Below are 21,171 nucleotides of genomic sequence, written 5' to 3' on the forward strand. Positions count from 1 at the left end.
CAAAACCCATACATATAAACAGGATGTAGCTACTTATAACCATGCATAATATATATTGGAATATAAAAATAAACCTAAATCGGATATTCCTCAAAGCTGCATAAATTCCAGTAAAAATTTATTTGTCAATAGAGATAAACAAACATAGATGTATGAGGAGAAGAGTTGTGGAACGAGAACAGATTTTAAGTATCGTTTTGAAATATATCAAATTAAATTTATATATAGACAATCATTTAAATATTGATTTATCTAAATCTTTAGAAGACTTAGGAGGTGATAGTTCTGTAATTGAGGTAGTGGTTGCCTCATCACTAAAAGAACTGTTAATCAATGAGGAATATACAAAACTGCTAATTGAGAAAAATCTTAGGAGTATTAATGAATTAGTAGATATTTTAGTCGAAATTAAAAATATTAAAATCGCAGATCAAAATGGCTATCAAAATAGTAAAACTTTGATTTCCAAACAGAATAATCTTCTAGAAAACATAAAAGGACTAGACCTAAAAGAACTGGTAGATTTTTGGATCACTACTATTAGTAATGAAGTGGCTTCCATTCTAGGGCTATCTTCATACCATTCCTTCGATATCCATCAAGGTTTCTTTGAGATGGGTATGACCTCTCTAATGGTGATTGAGCTACAAAATCGGCTACAAAAAATATTGGGAGAATTATTATATATTGCCGATTCAATAGTATTTGACTATCCTTCTATCAACTCACTAGCTAATTATTTATTGACAAATATTTCCAAGCTAGATAATGGGAAAGAATCTCCCAAAAAGATGACATTCCTACAATCTGACACAGAAAATTCTCAAGAATTAGAAGCAGTCGCTATCATTGGCATAGGTTGTAGATTTCCGGGTGAAGCTAATAGCCCCGAAATTTTTTGGCAACTACTGAAAAATGGTATAGATGCCACATCTGATATTCCTAGTAACCGATGGGATATCGACTATTATTATGATAGCCGTCCCCAAATTGAAGGTAAAACCTATGTTCGTCGTGGCGGCTTTTTAAATGCAATTGATCAATTTGATGCCGAATTTTTTGGTATTGCTCCACGAGAAGCTATTAATCTTGACCCCCAACACCGCATTCTTTTAGAAGTTGGTTGGGAAGCATTAGAACACGCTGGACAAGCACCAGAAAAATTGATGTCTAGTCAGACAGGGGTATTTATTGGATTACTCAATGCAGATTATGCCAAATTACAAGTACAAACAGGTGATCCAACTAGATTTAATGCTTACTACGGAACAGGTACAACCTTAAGTGCAGCCGCAGGTCGATTATCCTATTTTTTGGGTTTACAAGGCCCTGCTATGGTGGTTGATACTGCTTGTTCTTCATCTTTAGTTACTGTCCATCTTGCTTGTCAAAGCTTACGTAATGGAGAATCTGATCTAGCACTTGCAGGTGGATGTAACCTCATACTTTCACCAGATAGTAGTATTTATCTTTCTCAAGCAAAAGCAATATCCTCTGACGGACGCTGCAAGACCTTTGATGTTACGGCTGATGGATATAGTCGCGGAGAAGGTTGCGGTATTGTAGTACTAAAACGACTTTCTCAAGCCATAGCTGATGGAGATAAAATTTGGGCAGTGATTCGTGGTAGTGCAGTCAATCACGATGGACATACTAGCGGTTTTACAGTTCCCAATGGATTATCCCAGGAAGATCTGCTGCGGAGTGCTTTGGATAATGCAGGTATAGAACCTCATCAAGTCAGTTATATAGAAGCGCACGGAACCGGTACACCTTTAGGAGATCCGATTGAAGTCAGAGCTATTAGTTCAGTTTTTAGTCAAGGACGGACTCCAGAACAACCATTAAGAATTGGTTCTGTAAAAACTAATATTGGACATTTAGAGTCATCTGCTGGGATTGCGGGATTAATTAAAGTAGCTCTTGCTCTCCACCATCAAGAAATTCCTCCTCATCTTCATTTTAAAAATCTAAATCCCAGGATTTCGTTAGAGTTAAGTAATCTCGAAATTCCTACAAAGCTGACTCCTTGGGTAAGAAGTACAGAACTTCGTCGTGCTGGAGTTAGTTCCTTTGGTTTAAGTGGGACAAATGCTCATATTTTGTTAGAAGAAGCTCCTGAGAATTTACCAAAAGCTGATATTCCAGAAATAGAACGTCCTGTACATATCCTCACATTATCAGCGAAAACTGAACAGGCATTAGGGGAAACTGTAGAGCAATATCGGCAATATTTGACGGAAAATTCGGATTTATCAATTGCTGATGTTTGTTATACTGCAAATACTGGGCGATCGCACTTTTCAGAAAGATTAGCAGTTATTTGTACATCTACCCTAGAATTACCAACTCAATTAACTACTATTTTAGAATCAAAACTCACATCTGATTCTTACTCTGTTAACACCAAAATTGCCTTTGTATTTTCTGGAGGTAGTTTGTTCCCAGAAATAGGCTATCAACTGTACAACAGTCAACCAGAATTTCGTCAAACACTGGAGCGATGTAGTCAGATTTTAGAACCCTATTTTGGGCAATCTTTCCTAGAAATTATTTATACAGATTTAGAACAACTCCCCACTGTGGGAAAGCCATTTGTATCCTTTGCTATAGAATATGCCCTAGCGCAAATGTGGCAATCTTGGGATATTCAACCAGATATTGTAGTTGGTTATGGTGTGGGTGAATTGGTAGCTGCTTGTGTAGCTGGTACTATGACTTTAGAAGACAGTTTTAGCATCCTAGAGCAAAGATTCACCAGTAGATTCATTTCCATTTCTACGCCCCGTATTCCTATCATCTCAGGGTTAACTAAACAAAAACTTACAGACGCAGAAATTTTTAATCCAGAATATTGGCATCAATGCTGGCAGAATAAAGTGTCAGACCTACCAACAGTTATAAAATCTGGTGAATCTAACTTATGGATTGTGCCTAATTATGGCAAATCTGAACAAGAGAAAGAAATTTGGCTACCATCTTTAAAACCAGGATTTGAAGATTGGCAAACCATAAGCGAAGGTCTGACTCAACTTTATCTACAGGGACAAAATATCAACTGGCAGGGATTTGATCAAGGTTATTTCCGACAAAAAGTAATTTTACCCACCTATTCTTTTCAAAGAAAACAATATTGGTTATCTCTACCGACCCAACCTCAATCTACTCCATTTTTCCATTCTCCATCTTTGCGTCGCCTCAATTCTCCGCTTACAGAAATCATTCAATTTGAGTCTCAAATTAGCTTAAATACTCTTTCTTTTCTAGCGGATCACAAAGTCTATGGAGTAATAGTTGTTCCTGCCACTTTATATATAGCTATGGTACTAGCTGCGGCTATAGAAATGTTCGGGGAAACTGCTTGTAGCATTGAAGAGTTAACTTTTCTCAAGGCATTAAGTTTAGATGAATTAGAAATTTGTACTCTGCAACTTATTCTTAAACCTGAAGGTAATCAAAAAACATCTTTTCAGGTATTTAGCTTAAACAATCAAGAACAGAATTGGCAATTACATATCACTGGAAATTTCAGAGTTAATAATAGTGAAAATATTAGCCATCAAGATTTAGCCAATCAAATTAAAAGCCGATGTCCAGATGTAAATACAGGTGAAAAAATTCTCTATGAAGCTGCTACTCAAAGAGGACTTTATTTAGGACAGAGTTTTCAATGGGTTAATTCCATTTGGCAGCAACCAGGAGAAGCTATTGGTGAAATTCAAGTTCCTTTAGGGATAGAAACAAATACTATATATCCCTTACATCCGGGATTAATAGATGCTTGTTTGCAAATGCTCAATGCTACCTTACCTGCACAAGCTTGGGATGGAACTGCCTATGTTCCAGTGAAAATTGATTATCTTAACTTTGTTTCTGTTCCTGATTTACAAACATCACTTTGGGTTCATGGTTTATTGAAGTCAGAAAATGTTGCAGATACAAAGACATTAGCAGGAGATATCTGGCTTTTTGATGACAACGGACAAGTTTTTCTAGAAGTTGGCAATTTAAAAGTTAAACAAGTCAGCCAAAATGCTCTATTACCTCAACATTCTCCTGAATTTGTTGATTGGTTGTATCAGCTAAAATGGCGATTAGTTACTCAATTTACAACTTCCAAATTGACAAAACAAGGTAGATGGATTATCTTTGCTGACCAAGGTGGTTTAGGTGAAGTTTTAGCTAATCATTTACAACAACAAGGACAACAATATACATTAATTTATTCAGGGCAACAAAATCATCAAAACACTGAACAAAAAATCTGGTTAAATCCAGAAAATAGAGATGAATTTGAGCAACTTTGGCAAAAGATATCTGAAGATAATCTGCCTTTGTTGGGTATAATTCATCTCTGGAGTTTAGATACTAAATCTTCAACAGAACCAACAGATCAAAAATTAGTTTGTTGTAGTAGCTTGTACCTGATTCAAACTTTAATCAAACAAGACAAATTCAAAAGTTACAAATTGCATTTTATCACCCAAGGCGCTCAGGCAGTAACTTCCCAAGATGATATTGCTATTGCTCAATCACCATTATGGGGAATGGTACGGACTTTATCCTATGAACACCCAGAAATAGATTGGCAAATTACTGATTTATTACCAGGGAATTTAGAGAATCAAGCTACATCAATTTTGGCAGAATTAGCCAATATAAATAAAAATGAATATGTAGCCTATCGAAAGCAAGAACGTTATGTTGCTCGGTTAGCTAAATATGAATCTCTATTAGGTTCTGAAAATAACTTCCAATTAGATGCAAATGCCACTTATTTAATCACTGGTGGATTAGGTGATTTGGGTTTAGCAGTTGCAGATTGGATGATTAAAAAAGGAGCGAAACATTTAGTATTAATGAGTCGTAGTGGTCGATGTTTATCAGATGAAAGATTAGTTAGATTAAAAGAATCTGATGCTAAAATTGTTATTGCTCAAGCAGATGTATCAAAACTAGCAGAACTCACTAAAGTTTTCCAAGAAATTAATCAGTTATTACCACCTTTACGGGGTGTAATTCATGCCGCAGGAATTCTGGATGATGGAGTTTTTATGCAGCAAGAATGGAGTCGTTTTACTAAAGTTATGAATCCAAAAATTAATGGTGCTTGGAATCTGCATACTTTGACTGCCAAAATGCCATTAGACTTCTTTGTTTTGTTCTCATCTGCTGCTTCTTTAATTGGTTCTGCTGGTCAAAGTAATTATGCTGCTAGTAATGCCTTTTTAGATACTTTGGCTCACTATCGTCAATCTCAAGGATTACCAGGATTAAGTATTAATTGGGGAGCTTGGTCAGATACAGGAATGGCAGCAAGAAATCAACGGAGTGAGCAACGTTGGCAAGAGGAAGGAATAGGGCAAATTCCTGTTCAATCAGGATTAGAAATTTTAGAACAGTTTTTACGAAGTTCAGATGCTCAAATTGGGGTTTTACCGATAGATTGGCAAAAGTTTGGAAAATCTTTTAGTAATAGTTTTATTCCACAATTTTTTACTGAGTTAGTCACAGATTTACAACCGATTAATGTAGAATCAAAACAGCAAAATCAAATTCGTCAACAACTGGAAACCGCATCTGTTGACCGTCGCATGAGTTTGTTTACAGAATACCTAAATAATGAAATTAAAAATGTTCTAGGTTTACCTGGCTCTCATACCTTAAAGTTACAAATGGGATTATTTGACATGGGTATGGATTCATTAATGGCGATTGAATTAAGGAATCGCTTGCAAAAACAACTAGAAACCAATTTACCTTCGACATTACTTTTTGATTACCCCACAGTAGAGACTTTAACAAAATATATAGCTGAAAAAGTTATGGGTTGGACTGCTACTCCCAATATAGAAGATAAAAAACAGCCAATTATTAACCAACAACCACAACAAGAAATCACAGATTTAGAGCAGTTTTCAGAACAAGAAATCAATGATCTTTTAGCAGCAGAAATGGCAGCAATTTCCGAATTAATGAAGGAGGCACGGTAATGAGCGACAATACCAATAATCAACTTCCTCAGCTAAAACAGGCACTTCTGGCATTAAAAGAAATGCGTAGCAAGTTGGAAGCGCAGAAGTATGCTAAAACCGAACCAATAGCTATTGTCGGGATGGGATGCCGATTTCCTGGAGGAGCAAACAATTCAGAAGCATTCTGGCAAATTCTTCGCAATGGAATTGACACGGCTACAGATATTCCTGCTGAACGTTGGGATATAGATGCTTATTACAATGCAGACCCAAATGCAGAAGGAAAAATGTATACCCGACAAGGTTATTTTTTGTCAGAGGTAGATAAATTTGATGCTCAATTTTTTAGTATTACACCACGGGAAGCTGTCACCCTTGATCCACAACAAAGGTTATTACTAGAAGTTAGTTGGGAAGCATTAGAAAATGCTGGTCAACCACCCCATAAATTGCGTCATACCCAGACAGGTGTCTATATGGGAGTCATGCACACTGATTACTCCCGACGTTTGACTGCTTTGGGAAATGCTGATTATTTAAATGCTTATTACGGTACGGGTAACGGTTCTAGTTTTTTATCAGGAAGATTATCTTATTTTCTCGGTTTGCAGGGACCTTCAATGGTAGTTGATACGGCCTGTTCTTCTTCCTTGGTGACAGTTCATTTAGCTTGTCAAAGTTTGCGTTTGCAAGAATGCGATTTAGCTTTAGCAGGGGGAGTGAATTTAATTCTGTTTCCAGAAGCAAATATAGCACTTTCAAGAATGCACGCCTTAGCTCCCGATGGGAGATGTAAAACCTTTGATGCTCAAGCAGATGGTTATGCACGGGGAGAAGGTTGCGGTGTGGTGGTACTCAAACGCCTTTCTGATGCACTAGCAGATGGCGATCGCATTCTCGCTCTGATTCGGGGTTCAGCTATCAATCATGACGGCCCCAGTAGCGGTTTAACTGTTCCTAGTGGGACTGCACAACAACAACTTTTACAGCAAGCTTTAGAAAATGCCTGTATCAAACCCGAACAAGTTGACTATGTGGAAACTCATGGAACGGGAACATCTTTAGGCGATCCGATTGAAGTCCAGGCATTAGAAGCAGTTTACGCTCAAAATAGAACTGCTCCATTACAGATAGCTTCCGTTAAAACTAACATTGGGCATTTAGAATCAGCAGCTGGTATTGCGGCTTTAATGAAGGTGGTGCTATCTCTGCAATACCAACAAATCCCTCCTCATTTGCATTTGCAGACATTAAATCCTCACATCACGTTGGATAGTAACTCGATTCAAATACCTACTGAATGTAAATCATGGGATGTTGAAGACAAAACCAGATTTGCTGGTGTTAGTTCCTTTGGACTGAGTGGTATCAATGCTCATTTGATCTTAGCAGAAGCTCCCAGTCGTGAGGAAAACCCAACTAATAACCAGCGTCCGCTGCAACTATTTACTATATCTGCGAAAACTCAACTAGCCCTACAACAACTTACTCAACGTTATGTTCAGCATCTCCGGGAACATCCTCAACTAGCCATTGCAGATATCTGTACCAGTAGCAATTGTGGTCGTAGTCATTTCTCCCATCGTTTGACCTTAATTACAGAATCTACCACAGATTTGCAGACTGACCTGCAATCCTTTATTTCTGGTAGTTCAGAACAAGTGCAGACATCGGACTGTACCAATACTCAAACACCGAAAATAGCTTTTCTCTTTACTGGACAAGGCTCGCAATATGTGAATATGGGTCGGGAATTGTACCAAACACAACCCTTATTTAGAGAAACTTTAGAAAATTGCGATCGCCTACTCAATCCCTATTTAGAACATTCTTTATTAGATATTCTCTACCAACAGGAAGAATTATCGCCAATTCATGAAACAGCTTACACCCAACCTGTATTATTTGCCATTGAATATGCCTTAGCACAACTATGGCTATCCTGGGGGATTCAACCAGATGTAGTTATGGGGCATAGTGTAGGAGAATATGTTGCTGCTTGTATAGCTGGAGTTTTCAGTTTAGAAGATGGTTTAAAACTGATTTTTAACCGAGCTAAATTAATGCAAGCTCTACCGAGAAATGGCAAAATGGCAGCTGTATTTGCCAGCACCCAACAGGTTAAAACAATTATTACCGACTATCAAAATCAGGTAGCTATAGCTGCTATAAACGGACCCACAAATACAGTTATTTCCGGTGAATCAACAACTATTGAGAAAATATTAAAAACCTTAGATACTCAAGGCATTACTTACCAATTATTGCAAGTATCCCATGCGTTCCATTCTCCACTCATGGAACCAATGCTGGCGGAATTTAAACAAATTGCCCAAAAAATTACTTTTCATCCTCCGCAAATTAGCCTTGTTTCTAACTTAACCGGACAATTTGTATCCTTTGCAGAAATTGGTCAAGCTGAATATTGGTGTCATCATATTCGGGAAGCTGTGCAATTTGCCCCCAGTCTAGAAATGTTGTACCAACAGGGATATGAAGTGTTTTTAGAAGTAGGTCCAAAACCGATTTTAACTGGCATGGGGCGGAGATTTTTACCTAGTGATGTTCTTTGGTTATCATCTCTCAATGTCGGTGGTTCAAATTGGCAACACCTGTTGAATAGTGTCAGTCAACTATATCTAAAAGGTGTAGAAGTTAATTGGGATAATGTTGCTGCTGATAACGGCAATAAATCTCTAGCTTTACCAACTTATCCCTTTCAACAACAAAAATTTTGGCCACAAGAATCTCAAAAAGTTTGGCATAATCAGGGATTACAAAAATCTGTGGTGGATAGAACATATCATCCTCTGATTGGGCAAAAATTTTATTCTCCTCTGTCTTCAGATATTCATTTTCAAACCACTCTGAGTTTAGAGAAATTTCCTGAGTTAGGAGATCATCAAGTTTATAATGCCATTGTTGTTCCAGGGGCTTTTTATCTAGCCATGTTCTTAACAGCAGCAATTGAGAAATTTAATATCAATCAGCAGCTAGTGATAGAAGATGTGGTATTTTTACAAGCATTAATTCTCACGGAAAACACAGAAAGGATAATTCAAATTATTTTAACACCAGCAGAATCAGGAATTTTTAACTGTCAATTATTTAGTCTTGATAGAGATGAAGCTAATAAAAAGTCTTGGATTCTTCATGCTTCTAGCAGATTAATGTTAGCTAATTCAACAATTTACACTATTGAAGAATCTATTTCACCTGTAGAAATTCAAGCTAGATGTTCAGATTACCAACCTAACTCAAAATCAGTTTATCAAGGAGCATTAACTAGGGGACTTTATTTAGGAAACTCCTTCCAGTGGTTAGATGCAATTTGGCGTACAGAGGGAGAAGCATTTAGCATTATGCAATCTCCAACTAACCTAAATAACCCAGAAATATATCCCCTACATCCAGGAATCATTGACTCTTGTTTTCAACTGCTGAGTGTTACCTTACCTGAAGAAAATCGCCACTCTACTTCCTATCTTCCCATCGGTATTGAGAAACTGTATATCCAAGTTTTACCATTAAGTCATAATCAATTACAAAGTTATGTGCAATTGCGAAAATCATCCTCATCGCAGTTGTTAGTAGGTGATATTCAATTAATTGATGAAACCAACCACACTTTAGCTACAATTCAAGGGTTAAAACTCAAAGTTGTTAACCCAGAAACTTTAAAAACAAATGCTGTACAAACTTGGCAGCAATGGCTTTATAAAACTCATTGGCAACAGCAATATAATATACTAAATAGCGCATTAATTCAACCTAAGAGATGGCTAATTTTCGCTGATACAGATGGATTTGCTACCTCTTTAGCTGAATACTGGCATCAACAACAACAGATTTGTACATTAGTCTATCCTGGTAGTGAATATCAACTCACAGCTAATGGCAATTATCTCATTAACCCCCATGTACCTGCTGATTTTCACACTTTAATTCAAGAGGTAATTACTCACAGTAATGAAGATATTCCTTGGGGTGGGATTGTGTATTTATGGGGCAGAGAAAAGACTTTCCATAAAAACATTACAACTGAGGAAATAGAAGCAATTCAAACACTTAATTGTGCGGGTGTACTGCATCTAGTTCAAGCATTAGCAAAAGTTGAAATTTTATCTCCCCCTAAACTTTGGATTATTACTAGAAACACTCAAGCCATTGGACAAATTAATTCTCTATCCTTAGAACAATCTCCTCTATGGGGAATGGGGAGAGTCATTGCTTTAGAACATCCAGAAATTTGGGGTGGTTTGATAGATTTAGAGTCTCCATCAACAGCTAATGATTTAAATTTATTGTGGTCAGAATTAACCCAAAACTCAAGAGAGAATTTAGTTGCCTTCTGCGAAGATAAACGATATGTCGCCAGGTTAGCACCGATAGAAGAAACAATTTCATCTCCATCAAAATTACCGATTTCTAGTGAAGGAACTTATTTAATTACAGGTGGACTTGGTGCATTAGGTTTACAAGTTGCTAATTGGCTGGTAGACTGTGGTGCTAAATATTTGGTACTGACTACTCGCAGAGGAGCAACTGAAGAAACTGCGGAAAAAATACAACTGTTAGAACAAAAAGGAGTCAAGGTATTTGTAGTCAAATCTGATATTTCTCAACCAAAATCTGTGGCTGAAGTTTTACAGAAAATTTATGAAACTTTGCCTCCATTACAAGGTATTATACATTCAGCCGGAGTATTAAATGATGGCGTTATTCCTAATCAAAACTGGGAACAATTTTCTCAAGTCTTAGCACCAAAATTACTGGGAGCATGGAACTTACATAATCAAACTTTAGACCTATCATTAGACTTCTTTGTTTTATTTTCTTCTGCTGCTTCTTTGATTGGTTCTTATGCTCAAAGTAATTACGCTGCTGGTAATGCCTTTTTAGATGCTTTAGCATTGTATCGTCAATCCCAAGGATTACCAGGTTTAAGTATTAATTGGGGTCCTTGGGCTGAATCGGGAATGGCTACAGCCTTATCTGAACAGTTACAAAAACGTTGGCAAGCACAGGGAATAGGGGAAATTCAACCATCACAAGGTTTAGATATCTTAGCCTATTTACTAACATCTGAAATTGGGCAAGTAGGGGTACTACCGATTAAATGGCAACAGTTTCTACAACAGTTTTCTAGTGGTAGTGAGCCGACTTTCTTAGCGAATATTGCTCAAACTACAGGTTTACAAACTCAGTCAAATTTACCTGTACAACCTGCACAATTTGTGCAACAATTAGCAGCAGCTACCTTGAGTCAACGTTGGCAACTTTTAGCGGAATATATCCGTAGCCAAGTAGCTCAAGTAGTAGGTTTATCATCCCCAGAAGAAATAAGTTTACAACAGGGAATGTTTGACATGGGGATGGATTCTCTGATGTCTGTAGACTTAAAAAATCGGTTACAAAAAACCTTTAATTGTGTTTTACCGTCTACATTAACTTTTGAATATCCAACCATTGAGGCATTAGCAAATTACTTAGCTCAACAAATTTTAGGTTGGCAAGAAAGTAGCACCGAAAATGTAGATAATTCATCACCAGATGCAGCAGAGGAAAAAGTTTTATCTGAATTAGAAGAACTTTCCGAAGATACAGCAGAAGCTCTATTAGCTGAAAAATTAGCAATGCTGGAGGCAAATATATATGAGTAATATTTCTGAACGGATAGAACAGCTTTCTCCTTTAAAAAAAGCCATGCTTGCTATAGATAAAATGCAAGCAAAAATCAGTCAACTGGAACAAGAAAAGAATGAACCAATTGCTATTATTGGTCTGGGGTGTCGCTTTCCGGGAGATGTAGATAGTCCCCAGAAATTTTGGCAACTGCTTCACAATGGCCAAGATACCACCAGGGAATTACCCACAGATCGCTGGGATATGGATGCCTATTACGATCCTAATCCTGGTGAACTGGGCAAAATCTATACCCGTTATGGTTGCTTTCTCTCCCAAGTTGACCAATTTGACGCAGATTTCTTTGGTATTTCTCCCAGAGAAGCAATGAGTATGGACCCCCAACAACGTCTATTGTTGGAAGTGAGTTGGGAAGCTTTAGAAGCAGCAGGTCAAATTCCTGAACGACTCAAAAACACTCAAGCAGGTGTGTTTGTAGGGGTGATGTACAGCGATTACAGTTATCGCTTCATTAATACAGGCAATCCCACATACTTTGATACCTACACAAGTTCCGGGGTTGGTGTCAGCTTCAATGCGGGACGGTTATCCTACCTTTTGGGACTGCACGGCCCTTCAATGGTCATGGATACAGCTTGCTCATCTTCCCTCGTTTCCGTTCATTTAGCTTGTCAGAGTTTGCGATCGCGAGAATGTAATATTGCTTTAGCAGGTGGTGTCAATCTGATTTTATCCCCCGAAGTTACCGTCGCTCTCTCACGTCTGCGAGCTTTAGCACCCGATGGTCGTTGCAAAACTTTCGATGCTGCTGCTGATGGTTACGCTCGCGGAGAAGGCTGTGGGATGATTATCTTAAAACGCCTTTCTGATGCTCTTGCAGATGGTGACAATATTTTAGCTGTAATTCGTGGTTCAGCAGTTAATCATAATGGTGCAAGTAGTGGATTAACGGTACCTAATGGACTTGCTCAACAAACATTAATGAAGCAAGCATTAGAAAATGCCAAAATTAAATCTCATCAAGTTAGTTATGTTGAAGCTCACGGGACAGGAACATCTCTAGGAGATCCCATTGAAGTGAGATCGTTAGGAGCAGTTTATAGCGAAAATCGAGATGCAAATCAACCTCTTTACATTGGTTCAGTAAAAACTAATATTGGGCATTTAGAATCAGCCGCCGGCATTGCTGGTTTAATCAAAGTTGTACTAGCTTTACAACACCAAGAAATTCCTCCTCATTTGCATTTACAAACCGTAAATCCTCATATTTCTTTAGCCGAAAATAAAATTCAAATTCCCCAAACACCAACACCCTGGACAGAAATTGAAAATAGAAGAATTGCCGGATTAAGTTCTTTTGGGTTGAGTGGAATCAATACCCATTTGATTATTGAATCAGCCCCTGAACCTGTAAACTCTAAAAAGAATTCTGATTTACCTCAAACTTATTTACTACCTTTATCTGCTCAAACACCAAATGCACTTAGAGATTTAGTAAGTAAATATCAAACATTTTTAACATTATCAAAAAACTTTTCCTTAGCAGAAATTTGTTACAACGCCAGTTTACGACGTAGCCATTATCGTTATCGGTTAGCAATCATTAGTAATTCTCTAGTAGATGTTCAAAATCAGCTAGAGGGTTGTTTAGAGAATAGAAATTTAGAATTACCTGAACCAGTTAAAAAGGCTTTTATTTTTAGTGAAAGTGATAGTAACTGGTGGGCAATAGGACGAGAATTATTAGCAAAAGAACCAGTTTTTAGAGAGATATTAGAGAAGTGCGATCGCTTATTTATCAAAAATGCAGGTTGGTCTTTATTAACAGAGTTAGAAGCAGATAAACTTTCATCGCAGTTAAATCAGTCTCCCATAGCCAAAGCAATCATAGTAACTCTGCAAATCGCTCTTGCAAAACTGTGGATAGCATGGGGAATTAAACCAGATATGATTGCAGGTGAAGGACTAGGAGAAATAGCTGCGGCTTATATCGCTGAAGTTCTAGATTTAGAATCTGCTATCCAGTTACTTTTTATCCAGATTGCACATCAAAAAGAAAAAACTTTTGATTCAGCACTCTCTACCCAAATAGCAACAATTCCTATCTATTCTCGCATTACAGGAAACTTAGGAAATGGACAAGGAATAAAACCTTTAAATTGGGGAGGAATCAGTGCTAATTCTTCATCTTTGACCGACATAGTTAATTGCTTAATTGCTAACGGTTGCAACACTTTAATTGAGATTAATTCAGAACCAGTTTTAACCGAAGAATTTGCTCAAAAGTTAAAAATCATCAGTTTATCAAACCCAAACCAAGCTAATATTCGTACTCAACTTTTAGAAAATTTAGGAAAACTCTACACCCTTGGTTGTCAAATTGCCTGGGACAAAGTTTATAACTTTAATTCTCGCCATATATTATTACCCACATATCCTTGGCAGCGAGAAAGGCACTGGTTAGATATTCCAGAACATGACCATAAATCAGTTAAATGCCTGTCAGTAAATCAGCGTAATTCTCCAACCAATCATCCATTTTTAGGTTATCTTTTAGGAGACATTGCCCATTTACCAGGACAATATCTGTGGGAAGTTGAAATAAATATTCAATCTCTTCCTTACCTAAAAGATCATCAAATCCAAGGCAGAATAATTTTACCCGGTGCAGCTTATATAGAAATGGCTTTATCTGCCACTAAAGAAGTATTTGGTGCTAAAAATCATACGGTTAAAAATGTCTCTTTTCAAAAGCCATTGTTTCTAAGTTCGGAAAACTCACAAACTGTCCAAATTCTGCTAGATACTTCTGAAACAGAAGCTAGTTTTAAAATCTTCAGTCGTAGCACAAAAGCTTTACCTAAAACAACTTGGATTCTCCATGCAACGGGTAATATTTCTTTAGGACAAACTGATATTAATGCAGTTAATTTCCAAAAAGTAGAACTTGATGTTATCCAAAATCGTTGTCAGGAAAATCTCTCCGCAGCAACCCACTATGCGACTATGGCCAGCTACGGGTTAGAATATGGAACTTGTTTTCAAGGAGTACAACAAATTTGGAGACAGGAACAGGAAGTATTAGCAAAAATTCAGTTACCAGAAAATCTCCAAACAGCCGATGATTATTATCAGATTCATCCTGTTATTTTAGATTCAGCATTTCAAACTTTTGGAGCAGCAAAATTACCAAATAATCAACAGGAAGAAAAGATAACTTATTTACCTGTTGGCTTAGAAAGATTAACAATTTATGGTCAGGTAAATCAAAAGCTTTGGAGTCATTTACTACTTAAACCTCAAGCTGAAGACAGACAAAGTTTAGAAGGTGATATCTTTTTGCTGAATGAGCAAGGAGAAGTAATTGTTGAAATTATCGGATTTAGAGGACAGCGATTAGATTCAACTATCCAAAAAACTGCTCAATTTGATATTGAAGATTGGTTTTATAAAATTCAATGGCAACCCCAACCAATTAATCAAAATCTATCAATAATTGAGCAACAGGGACACTGGTTAATTTTTGTAGATAGTCCTGAAGTTGGGCAAAGATTAGCTAGTTTATTGGGTGAAAATGGTGATACTTCCACTCTTGTATTCCCAGAAGAAATAAAATCACCTCTCCCTGTTGAATCTATTCAAATCAATCCAACTGATTTTGCTGATTTTCAAGAGATTTTACATCAATATATTCAAAAGAAAGAAACACCATGTAAAGGTATAATTTACTGTTGGGGATGGAATAGTTTCCAAATTCAGGGAACAAGAACTCTACCAGAAAATCCAGAATTATTGAGTTGTGCCGCACTGTATTTAACTCAGGTTTTGGTGAAAACTGGTGCAATAGATTTACCAAGGTTATGGATAGTAACCCAAGGAATTCAAGCAATTAATCACTACAAAAATAATAGTGTTTCTCTGTTGCAATCTACTCTTTGGGGATTAGGTAAAGTTATTATTTTGGAACATCCAGAAGTTCGTTGTACTTTGGTTGATTTGAGTTCTGAGCATCTTCTTGAACAGTTACCCAACCTAGTACAAGAAATAAAATACAGTGGCAATGAAAATCAAATTGCATGGAGAGAACAAACACGCTATGTTGCTAGATTAGTAAGGTCAAATCAAGATAACATAGCCACATCTTTATTTACTACTGATGCTACTTACTTAATCACTGGAGGAATGGGAGGATTAGGTTTAGTTATTGCTGAGTGGATGGTAGCACAAGGCGCTCGTCATTTAGCTCTGATGGGTAGAAGTACACCTTCAGAAAAAGCTCAAAAAACAATTGCCCAAATGGAAAAAATGGGGGCGGTTGTGCAGGTTGTAACGGCGGATGTTTCCCAAAGTCAACAAGTTGCTGATGCTTTAGATACTATTGAGAAATCAATGCCTCCCATTCAAGGAATTATGCACGCCGCAGCCGTGCTTGATGATGGGATTTTATTACAATTGAATCAAAAACGCTTTCAAAAAATAATAGCTCCGAAAATTTTAGGCGCTTGGAATTTACATATTCACACCCTACATCGTCCCCTAGAATTCTTCGCTCTTTTCTCCTCTGCGGCTTCTTTAATTGGTTCACCAGGACAAGGTAATTATTCTGCTGCCAATGCCTTTTTAGATGCTTTAGCTGATTATCGTCAAAGTCAAAGTTTAACTGGTTTAAGTATCAATTGGGGTGCTTGGTCTGAGGTGGGTTTAGCAGCTAGTCAGGTGAATGAAAATGATAAGTTTGCTAATAGCGGTTTTGGTAGTATTTCTCCCTCTCAAGGATTAACAGCTTTGGCTCGACTTCTACACAATAAATCATCTGTACAAGTAGGTGTCCTGCCAGCGAATTGGCCAATATTAAAGCAAACTACTCCTGCTTTAGCTGAATTACCGTTATTACAAAATTTGATGTCTGAAGCTGCTCAGATATCACTCAAACAGCAAAAATTACCTGATCTTTCTACAAAAAAACGTTCCCAACTTCTAACTACAGAATTGAGTGAGCGTGAACCACTTTTAACAACTTGGTTAAGGGAATATATTGCCTATGCTTTGAGATTGCCGACAGAGAAATTAGATATCTATAAATCTCTCAATCATGTAAATCTTGATTCATTAATTGCTATTGAACTCAAGAATTGGATTGAAGCAGAAATAGGAATCAATTTCCGGATGGCAGAACTTTTGGAAGGACCTAGTATCACTGAACTTGCTACTCAAATTTTAGCCAAATTTAACATTACATTTATCCAAGAAATAAATCCAGAGGCTAACCAAAAGCCATCAGAAAACATTGCTACTGAAGATTGGGAGGATGGTGAACTATGACCACAACACAATTATTAACGGATCTTTCACAAAAAGGTGTGGAATTGTGGGTTGAGGATGACCGCTTACGTTATCGCGCTCCTAAAGGAGTAATGACTGAGGATTTACGCACAAAATTAGCTGAAAACAAAGCAGAAATTCTGGCTTTATTAACTACAGTTTCTGCCAAGGAAGAGATATCTTTAAACCAGTTAACTACTGATTTTCAACAGCAATATGAACCTTTTCCTTTAACGGATTTGCAACAAGCTTATGCTATTGGTTGTGGTCAGTTTTTTGAATTAGGAAATGTCCGCGCTCACTATTTTGTGGAACTGGAATTATCTACATTAGATGTGCAGCAAATGAATCAGGCTCTCAAAGCATTAATTCAACGCCATGAAGCTTTGAGAGTAATTATTAGACCAGATGGACAACAACAAATTCTCAAAGAAACTCCTGACTACACAATTGAAGTTGTTGATTTGCGTGGTCAAGATGCAGAATTTGTTAATACCCAAATAGAAAAAGTCCGTCAACAAGTTGCTCATCATGGTCCTTCTATAGATACATGGCCGTTGTTTGAAATCTGTGTACATCGTCTAGAAGATCAAAAATATTTACTCCACTTTAATATTAGTCTTCTCATTAGCGATGCTCTCAGTAGTGGGATTTTATTTCAAGAACTGGCGCAGTTTTATCAACAAAATATTCTGCTACCTTTAGAAATTTCTTACCGCAGTTATAACGTAGCGATCGCTCACAATAAAAACTCTAAAAATTACCAACAAGCCCGCGAATATTGGTGGCATCGTTTAAATAGTCTCCCACCAGCCCCGGAATTACCATTAGCTAAACAACCTAGTAATTTAGACTTCTCCCGCTTCCGGCGTTGGAGTTGGCGTTTAGCACCTGAAAAATGGCAAAATTTCAAACAAATGGCTAGTAATTTCGGTTTAAAACCTGCTTCTACTATTTGTGCTGCCTATGCTGCTATCCTCAAAGCTTGGAATAAAAATCCCCAATTTACTATTAATATCCTCTACTTCAATCGTCTGCCATTACACCCAGAAGTTTACAAAGTATTGGGGAATTTTAGTTCTACAGTTTTACTAGAAGTAGATGGTTCTCAACATCATAACTTTGCCACTTTTGCCCGCGCTGTGCAAAAACAATTATGGGAAGATTTAGAACACAGTGCTATTAGTGGTGTGGAAGTCTTAGGCGAACTTAATCGCCTCCAAGGAGGGAGTTCTAAAGCCACAATGCCAGTTACTTTTGCAAGTGCATTAGGATTAGATTCCCGCAGTCAAGATAGTGATCATAATGCAGCTAGTGAATTTTGGACTTTAAAGCAAAGTGGGATTCAAACACCCTTCGTTTTATTAGATCATCAAGTGCTGGAAGATCAAGGGGCTTTAGTCTTAAATTGGGATGCAGTTGATGAAGTTTTTCCCCCAGGAATGATGGAGGATATGTTTAATACCTATTATCAATTCCTGGAAAAATTAGCAGCAGATATAACTGCTTGGGAAAGGAATGATCTGCAATTAATCCCTCCTGAGCATCTGCAACAAAAAACCCTAGTTAATGACACTGCTACAGACATTTCTGAAAAAACTCTGCACGGTTTATTTATTGAACAAGTTGCTCAACGTCCACAGCAACCAGCAGTTATTTCTCCTCACCGGACATTAACTTATCAAGAACTCGATCAATATTCCCATCAAATTGGCCAATGGTTACTGCCAGCAGGAGCAAAGGTCAACAAGCTTGTGGCAGTAGTCATGGAAAAAGGATGGGAACAAATAGTAGCAGTGCTAGGAATTTTAAAATCTGGGGCAGCTTATTTACCCATTGATCCAGCATTACCAAAAGATAATCTTTGGTACATCTTAGAAAATGCTGATATTGAAATCATTTTGACTCAATCTTGGCTAGATGAAAAGTTGACTTGTCCAGAAAAATTAAAGGTTCTCTGTGTTGATCAATTTACTCAAAATGAGTATTTGCCGAATACAGATTTAGCTTTATCAACTTTACAAACTTCTTTAGATTTAGCCTATGTAATTTACACCTCTGGATCAACAGGCAGACCCAAAGGAGTAATGATTGATCATCGGGGTGCTGTTAACACTATTTTGGATATCAATCGCCGATTTGCTGTTAAACCAGGGGAAAGAGTCTTTGCTATCTCATCCTTGAGTTTTGACCTTTCTGTGTACGATATCTTCGGTACTTTAGCTGCGGGTGGTGCGATCGCTCTCCCAGATAAGGAGTTTACCAGAGATCCGGCTCATTGGTTAGAAGTGATGACACGAGAGCAAGTCACCATCTGGAATTCTGCTCCTCCACTGATGAAGTTGCTGGCTGAATATACTGCTGGACGATCTGATAAGTTACCACCAACTCTCAGACTAATTTTATTAAGCGGTGATTGGATTCCTCTCAAACTACCAGAGCAAATCAAGTCTCTATTGCCAGAAGTTAGTGTTATCAGTTTGGGAGGTGCAACAGAAGCATCAATCTGGTCTATTTCTTACCCGATTGACACAGTAGAACCAGACTGGAATAGCATTCCCTACGGTCTTCCTTTGAGTAATCAAACTTTTCATGTATTAGATGAATCACTCAAACCCTGTCCGACTTGGGTAACGGGACAATTATACATTGGCGGTATTGGTTTAGCTTTAGGATACTGGCGTGATGAAATCAAAACTGCTACCAGCTTTATTGAGCATCCGCAAACAAAAGAGCGTCTTTATCGCACAGGAGACTTAGGACGTTACCTAACTGACGGTAATATTGAGTTCTTAGGAAGGGAAGATTTTCAAGTCAAAATCCGGGGTTATCGCATCGAGTTAGGTCAGATAGAAGCGGCTTTGACTCAACACGCAGACATACAAGCACTGGTGGTGACAGCAGTCAATGATGCACAGGGAGATCAGCAATTAGTCGCTTATGTAGTTCCTGAACCTGGACGAGTTCTCAATCATCAAAAACTGCGAGAATTTCTGCAAGAAAAGCTGCCAGAGTATATGATTCCTGCCGCTTTTGTTGTTCTGGAAGCTTTACCAATCACCGCCAATGGTAAACTTGACCGTAAGGCTTTACCAAAACCCGAAGATAATATTAGCGATAGCAGCGATCGTTTTGTCGCTCCACGAGATACTCTGGAATTAGAATTGGTTCAGATATGGAAAGAAACATTACACATCCATCATATTGGTGTGACTGATAACTTCTTTCATCTTGGTGGTAACTCCATTTCTGCTGTTCGCTTAATGACACGAATTCAACAGCACTTTGGTCAATCTTTACCACTATCAACACTCTTTCAACTAGGAACTGTTCAAGAACTTGCACAACAACTCCGCCAACAACAACCTGCTCGTCCTTGGTCTCCACTGGTAGAGATTCAAACTAAAGGAAATGCCACTCCATTTTTCTGTGTTCATCCAGTTGGTGGTAATGTTTTCTGTTACATGGAATTGACAGATGAACTTGGTTCTGAGCAGCCATTTTATGGACTGCAATCACCAGGGCTAAATCCAGATTTTGAGATATTAACTAGCATTGAGCAAATGGCCAGTTGTTACATTCAGGCTATTCGCACTATTCAACTTGATGGTCCTTATCTATTAGGAGGATGGTCTTTTGGGGGTGCAGTTGCTTTTGAAATGGCTCAACAGTTGCATAATCAAGGTCAGCAGGTAGGTTTATTAGCAATTATTGATTGTCAAGTTCCTGATGCAAATATTGTCCTGGATGAAGCACTTTTAGCTGCCTGGTTTATCCAAGATTTAGAAGGTAACTTCGAGCTTGATTTATCAGAGTTAAGAAGTGAATTGCAAGCCATGAATGCCGATGCACAATTGGACTACATTCTTGCTCAGGCAAGAAAACTTAATCTTGTGCCAATTGACGCTGGACTTGCACAAATTCAGCATCTTTTCCAAGTTTTTAAAGCCAATATGCAAGCTCTGTATAACTACAGACCAAAAGCATATCCCAACCCATTTGTTTTACTCAGGGCAGAAGCACAAACTGAACAATATCAATCAATTGGTGATTTGGGTTGGAGACAGTTTGCTCCTGGTGGTCTTCAGGTACATACCATTCCTGGAAACCACTACACAATTTTCCATGAACCTCATGTATCTTTACTGGCTAAATATTTAAAAAATAGCCTCTTGAAAGCTGGGGGAGCAGGAAAATAATTCTGTTCAAAATTCACTGAATACTACAT

Annotated in this window: 4 protein-coding genes; all 4 read left to right on the forward strand. The window is 37.7% G+C overall.

From position 1 onward, the window contains the following. The first annotated feature begins 167 nt into the window (after nt 1–167). The 4 genes from VB713_RS08055 to VB713_RS08070 are packed head-to-tail and all read left to right on the forward strand — an operon-like array spanning nt 168 to nt 21,142. Nucleotides 168–5,993 (forward strand): SDR family NAD(P)-dependent oxidoreductase, encoded by a 5,826-nt coding sequence (locus VB713_RS08055; protein ID WP_323311045.1) that lies wholly within the window; start codon nt 168–170, stop codon nt 5,991–5,993. Further along, on the forward strand, nt 5,993–11,638 hold the full coding sequence (locus tag VB713_RS08060) for a type I polyketide synthase (protein ID WP_323311046.1): 5,646 nt from the start codon (nt 5,993–5,995) through the stop codon (nt 11,636–11,638). Before VB713_RS08055 ends, VB713_RS08060 begins: the two co-directional genes overlap by 1 nt. Then, entirely contained in the window at nt 11,631–16,943 is a 5,313-nt protein-coding gene (locus VB713_RS08065) for a type I polyketide synthase (RefSeq protein ID WP_323311047.1), read from the forward strand. The genes VB713_RS08060 and VB713_RS08065 overlap by 8 nt, the downstream gene beginning before the upstream one ends. Beyond that, nucleotides 16,940–21,142: an amino acid adenylation domain-containing protein gene (locus tag VB713_RS08070; protein ID WP_323311048.1), complete on the forward strand. Its 4,203-nt coding sequence runs from the start codon at nt 16,940–16,942 to the stop codon at nt 21,140–21,142. The genes VB713_RS08065 and VB713_RS08070 overlap by 4 nt, the downstream gene beginning before the upstream one ends. Nucleotides 21,143–21,171: the final 29 nt, after the last annotated feature.

The organism is Anabaena cylindrica UHCC 0172, assembly GCF_034931625.1.
In the GTDB taxonomy this organism is placed as follows: domain Bacteria; phylum Cyanobacteriota; class Cyanobacteriia; order Cyanobacteriales; family Nostocaceae; genus Anabaena; species Anabaena cylindrica_A.